Raw genomic sequence first — 6,000 nt, 5'->3', positions numbered from 1 at the left:
GCGGACTCCGCGGTCGTTGGAGGTGAAGCCGCCGTCCTTGAAGACGGGCGCGCTGAAGAGGTTGGTCGTCACCATCGGCACGACGATGCCGGTCGCGTCGAGCGCGCCCTTGAGGCGGTCGATCTGCTTCTGGCGCGCAGCGTCGGTCGAGCCGAACGCGAAGAGGTCGTCGTCGTGGAACGTCAGGCCGTAGGCGCCCAGGCGGTCGAGGTTCTCGACGGCCTCGACCACGTCGAGGTCGGGTCGGGTCGGTCCGCCGAACGGGTCGGCGCCGGTGTAGCCGATCGTCCAGAGTCCGAAGGAGAACTTGTCGTCGCGGGTGGGGGTTAGGGCCACAGTGATTACCAATCGTCTAGTTTGTTGTTCCGCACAACCTATTCTCTGATCGGGTTCGACGCAAGCGTCTGGAGATAGTGGGGGAACCGTGGCAGCACGCTGCCGTAGAGCGCCCGCATAAGAAATTCGGGCGACCATTGTCAGCCCTGCTGAACGCCGCAACCGTGATCAACGCCTCGCACTCATAAACTACTGAGCGTGCGCGGTCCGGGGTCGAATTAGGCGTTTGCCGTCAACGACACACCAGGGTGGAGGCAGACGGTGCAGCGGCCGGCCGAAGGCTGCTGTGCCCAGCTGACCTCGTCACAAGCGGCTTCTCGGCCGTCAGAATGCTTCAAACTCGCCTCGGGGGACTTAGATGTCGCGAAGGACCTCGGCAAAGCGCTTGCCGATAAGCCTGTGGCCGGCGGCGTCAGGGTGCAGGTTGTCCGTCAGGTGGTGTCCGTCACTCGCCCCGAGAAGGGTGAGCCCATCTATGTAGTGCAGGTGCGCGTCATCGATTGAGCGTCGATTGACAATGTTCTCGAGGACGTCGCGAACGAGCCGGAGGGTGAGTCGCCCGTCCCCGGAGCGAGAGGGTAGAGACGAGCCGACAACCTTGCCCTCGGGAGATCGTTCTGCTGGCCCTGGCGTGTCCTCGAGAACAGGGCAGAAGATCGGCGAAATGACCACTATCGGAGTCGTTTCGTGCGTCTCTCGGAGGGTGTCGATGAATGCATGCACGGCCGGCCCGAAAGTGCGGGTCGTCATAGTGCCGCCATCAACTACGTTGATTCCTAGTTCAAGGGTGATGATTTCGGCGTTGGCTGCACGTATCGTGCGGGCCGCGAAGCCATCGAGGTGCGCCGAGCCGCTCAGGCCAAGATTCGTCACATCCAGTTCCAGGAGGCGGGAAGTGATCACGGGCCAAGGCCCGAACGGCCCCATGTCGGAGCCGTGACTGATCGAGCTGCCGTAATGCACCCAGGTTCGCTGGAGATGAGGGGGAGCAATAAGTGGCGCGTCTGCTCGTATGGCGAGCAGCTCGACAGCCGCGTCTGGTGGCATCCACACCGTAACTGACCGCGGAGCGGTAACGCTGTCTAGCTCGATCCGTGCTTTTGTGGCCGCACCATCGACATGCGCCCAGTCCATGTCGGCACCGAGACGCATGAATGCGCCCTCGTCGAAGTACAACAACTGATCTCTCCCATCAGCCACCACACCTAGGCAAGCAGGCGACGGTTTGTCCGGGAGAAGTGATACGTGCAGGCGCGTGAACTTCAGCTTAACCTCGACGAGGGAAGCCGCCGTGACGAACTCGAGACGTACGCCAGATGCCAGGCCGGCCACGAGAGTTGTCATGGGATCGGCCTGAGCCACAGCCCAATCGGGCAGACGAGTAAGACGCAGTCCACCAGGCCCGGCGGGCACCTCAGCAAGCCCGCATACGACGGAACTAAGGGAGTCAAGGGAGTGGCTTAGCGACGGGGGTGTTTCTTCCATGGCTAGTCCCTCCGCAACCGATACTTCGCTTCAAAACCAAAGCTGTGCCGAACGTGCGTTCGTTATTGATCATTGTCGGGCAGTGGGGGCCTTGTCTACCCGAGGTTTCCGCCGACTCATGACCCCTAGGTCGGACACTAAGAATTGCGGATCCGACCCCGTACTTCGCGATCGCGGGGCCGGCAGGAGCGCAAACCCACGATGCGCCAGGATGCGTGGCACTGGGATACATGGGAAAGGTCTGGCCCTTTCACAAGCTTCTTGCGGCCCAGCGTTGCAGGAGATTCTAGGCCACTTGACGGCTCATCGAGAAGCCACGGACGGCGCTTGTCCGGGGCTACCTTGTGTAGTTGGGTGCTTCAGCGACGATGTTCACATCATGCGGGTGAGATTCTGAGAGCCCGGAGGCGGTGATGCGCGCAAACTTGCCGCGGGCCTTCAGCTCCGAAATAGAGCGGGCTCCCACGTAAAAGATGGACTGACGCAACCCGCCGACCAGTTGGTAGATGACACCAGCCACGGGACCTCGGTAGGGCACGGTGCCTTCGACGCCCTCTGGAACGAGTTTGTCGTCACTTGCCACGTCGGCCTGAGAGTACCGATCTTTCGAGTACGAGGTCTGCGTCCCTCGGGTTTGCATTGCTCCGAGCGAGCCCATACCGCGGTAGCGCTTGAACTGTTGTCCGGATTCGTAGATGACTTCGCCTGGGGGCTCGTCCGTCCCTGCGAGCAGCGAGCAGCGAGCAGCGAGCAGCGCTTCACAGCATCCGCACCAGCTACGAGCGCCTTCGCGATATCGCCCGAGAACTGCAAGCCGCCGTCAGCGATCACGGGGATTCCGGCGGGGCGGGCGACGAGGGCCGTTTCGTAGATCGCCGTGATCTGGGGAACGCCCACGCCGGCCACTACACGTGTCGTACAGATAGACCCTGGGCCGACCCCCACCTTGAGGCCGTCTGCACCGGCTTCGATGAGATCGTGGGCAGCCTCACCGGTGGCCACTTGCCCGCCGACCACGTCGACGTGGTCGAACGAGGGGTCCGACTTCAGTCGCCGGATGATGTCAATGACTCCCTGCGCGTGCCCATTGGCCGTATCGACGACGAGCACGTCCACCCCTGCGTCACGGAGCGCCTGGGCGCGCTTCCAAGCGTCTCCGAAGAAGCCGATAGCAGCGCCCACTCGGAGGCGGCCGTGATCGTCCCTGGTGGCAAGTGGATACTCTTCGCTTTTCTCGAGGTCCTTGCTCGTCATTAGACCGGCCAATTCGTTGCCCTCGCCGAGCAGCGGCAGTTTTTCGATTCGGTGCTTCGCAAACAGCGTGACGGCCTCGTCCGTGGACACGCCCACCCTTGCCACAACTAAGTTCTCGACAGTCATGACGTCCTCGACGAGCGTGGTGAGGCGCTGGTTGGTCGTCACGAATCGGATGTCACGATTCGTGACGATCCCGATAAGTCGCCCCTCCGGGTCGACAACTGGCAGACCTGAGACGTTGTGTTTGGCGCACAGCGTCACCACCTCTTCGACGGTGGCGTCTGCAGTGGTTGTGATCGGCTTGGCGATCACGCCGGACTCGCTGCGCTTCACTCGGTCCACGTGTGCGGCCTGATCTGCGATGGAGGGGTTTCGGTGAACGATGCCGATGCCCCCTTGTTGCGCCAGGGCGATGGCCATGCGACTTTCCGTGACGGTGTCCATCGCGCTCGAGAGGAGCGGCGTGGCAACCGAGATTCGGCGGCTAATGCGCGACCTCGTGTTTGCCTCGCTGGGCAGGACGTCCGTGTGACCAGGGAGGAGCAAGACGTCGTCGTAAGTCAGCCCGAGGGAACCAAACGGATCACGCTGATACATGCATCTCCTGGCATTCGTTCAGCCGAGGTTAGCGCACCAGAGGTGGCCCTCGGGGGTCCGCCAAACTAGGCTCCGGCCCCGCGCGGAGGACTGTTCAGCACTCAAGACCTTGCGGATGTCGCGTCAAGCCGCGTTTCGCTTCACCCTTTGATTCTCGCGAATTACCCACACCAAGGTGGCCCAGTCCGAGATGGGGCGGTCGCCGGAGCGAAAGGGCCTCCCAGTGCGGCCGGTGCCTGTGAGCCGCAGAGGGCACGTAAGGGCCATCTCGTCACCCTGGTGAGGCCCGCCGCCGCCCCTAGTTACTCGACGGGGGCGCGCCACCGTCGCCGGGGGCACCGACTCCGCCGCCCACGCCGCCCGTAGCTTCCTGTTGCTCAACGCTGTTCGCGTAGTCGTTCGTGGGGTCGCGGTAGATGCTGTGGACGTGTCCCCAACCGGATGTGGTGACGCCATCGATATTGGCTCCTGCGGAGCCTTCCTGCGCCTGGACGGCGACGTAGACGTTCGGGCCGGAGATGGAGAAGTTGATTCCGTCGCCCTGCGTCATGTCGTACGTCGTTTCGCCAGACCACGCGATGGTGGTGGCATCAAGGGTGGCCTCAATTTCCGCACGGGTGGTCGCCGCTGTCTCTTCGTCGGCCATTCCGGACCAGTTGGCGATCAAGTCGAGCAGCAGCTGCTGCTGCTCTTCGCTGAGTTCAGCGCCGGATAGACCGGCTCCGGTGGTGAAGTCGCAGGTGTCGCCGGGGGCACACATCGTGACGTCGCCCGCGTTGAGGGTTGCCTGCTGCTCTGCCGTCAGGGAATCGTAGAAGGCGAACGCTTCGGTGTAGATGTCACCGAAGGCCTGCACCTCGACGCCGTCCTCCGTTGTCCAATCGGCTGGTTGAACGCCGAGGTGGGTGGGAGCAAAGGTAATCGAATCGGCGCTCCCGTCAAGGGTGGCGTTGATGCCAAGGTGATGCCCCCCAAACTGGACCTCGTAGGCGCTGACGTCGGCGACGTCGCCGAAGAAGGCGATGTAGTACTGACCGAGGATGTCCGCATCGGAAGAGCTTGAGTAATCCGCGAGGTACTGATCGCTGGCGATGATGTTCGATGCCGTCTCATAGGCGTCGTCGCTCAGCAGAGCCTCAAGAACCTGGAGGGCGGCGACCTGCTGCACCTCGGTCAGGTCGGCGACGTTCAGGCCGGCGCGCTCGACGAAGGTCACGGGAAAGTTCGACCACGACGTCGTTTTGGTCTCGTCGTCGTACTCATAGGTAACGGTCTCTCGTTGCTCCTCAGTGAGTGTGTCGAGGAAAGCGGCAACAGCCTCGGTGATGTTCGCGATGGTCTCGGCAGTGGTGTTCGAGTGGGATTCGGTCACCTCGCCGGCCGCGTCAGTCACCGTGAGGCCACCGGTAGCGCTTCTCGAGACTGAACTGGTGCTGGTCGAGTCATCGGACTCGGTAGTGCCGGCCGCGCAACCTGCGAGCGTGAGCCCTCCAACCAGAAACAACGTCGTTCCGAGGAGGACGTGGCGATGGCGCGGTCGCTTAGGGGTGTCCGTGTTTTTCGTCATGTTGCTCAACTTAGGAATTGAGTCAATGAGCCTCCACTGGCTGATCTATGAGTCGCCTATGGTCTGTCTCGCGCGAAGCGACGGGAATTGATTGCTGACCTGTTGAGGACCCCCCGCGATGGGGAATCAGCAAGAGACGCTTGCGGTAGGAGCAAGTGGCCGTCGGGTTGCGAAGCCGCCATCTCCGAGAGGCATCGCACCACGCTGGACACGGTCGTATTCAGCGTTGATGCTGGTGTCCCTCGAGTTCACGGGCACGATCGCACCGTTTTCTCCGGTGCTGGCGGACAGTCCGAGCGACGGCCCACTCGCGATTGAGCATGGCGTACTGGTAGCCGTCGCCCCAGCCCCGGTGGGTGTGCCGGGAGTCCTCGAAGGCCGTACTGTTCGCGTCGCATGCCGTTCTTTTCGAGGACGCGGCCATGGCGATGTTGCCTGCGTTGCAGCTCGCCGTGACGCGCCGGAGCCTGAGCGCGTCGAATGCTGCGGTCAGGGGCCGCGGGCCAGGTCTGTTCCCAGTCCTCGTCCGGCGAGGTCGGGTTGCAGCATGAAGCCGATGACGCCTTGCGTGCCTTGGGGCATCCCTGGTTGCCCCAGACCATCGGGGAGGTCGAGGAACCCCAAGCCGGCGAGCCGGCCGATCAGCTCAGCGATGCACGACAAGTCGCTGTCGCTGTCGCTGTCGCTGTCGCTGTCGCTGTCGGCGATACTCGCTCACTCTCTTGCGTAGGCGTCCTGGTCCACGTGCGTGCGGAGCG

General features: G+C 63.0%; 2 protein-coding genes and 2 pseudogenes. All 4 read right to left on the bottom strand.

Going from position 1 to position 6,000, the window contains the following annotated elements; all coding sequences use genetic code 11:
• Positions 1-336 (bottom strand): annotated as a pseudogene (locus ES689_RS12235) (xylose isomerase); the annotation flags it as partial.
• A gap of 354 nt (positions 337-690) precedes the next feature.
• Positions 691-1,680, bottom strand: a complete 990-nt coding sequence (locus ES689_RS12230) for a GDSL-type esterase/lipase family protein (RefSeq protein ID WP_191330399.1) — start codon at positions 1,678-1,680, stop codon at positions 691-693.
• Between the two features lie 478 nt (positions 1,681-2,158).
• Positions 2,159-3,675 (bottom strand): annotated as a pseudogene (gene guaB / locus ES689_RS12225) (IMP dehydrogenase).
• A 298-nt stretch (positions 3,676-3,973) separates the two neighbouring features.
• Positions 3,974-5,242 carry a DUF3500 domain-containing protein gene (locus tag ES689_RS12220; protein ID WP_146904805.1) on the bottom strand — a complete coding sequence of 423 codons (1,269 nt, stop codon included), beginning with the start codon at positions 5,240-5,242 and terminating at the stop codon, positions 3,974-3,976.
• Positions 5,243-6,000 lie beyond the last annotated feature (758 nt).

It is taken from the genome of Frigoribacterium sp. ACAM 257, assembly GCF_007954365.1.
In the GTDB taxonomy this organism is placed as follows: Bacteria; Actinomycetota; Actinomycetes; order Actinomycetales; family Microbacteriaceae; genus Frigoribacterium.
The sequence above is the reverse complement of the archived record's forward strand: the minus strand, read 5'-3'. Positions and strand labels throughout refer to the sequence as shown.

Bases quoted from the DNA above. Each gene is read 5' to 3' on its own strand.
- ES689_RS12220 (WP_146904805.1), bottom strand. From the start codon at position 5,242: ATGACGAAAAACACGGACACCCCTAAGCGACCGCGCCATCGCCACGTC.
- ES689_RS12230 (WP_191330399.1), bottom strand. From the start codon at position 1,680: ATGACAACTCTCGTGGCCGGCCTGGCATCTGGCGTACGTCTCGAGTTC.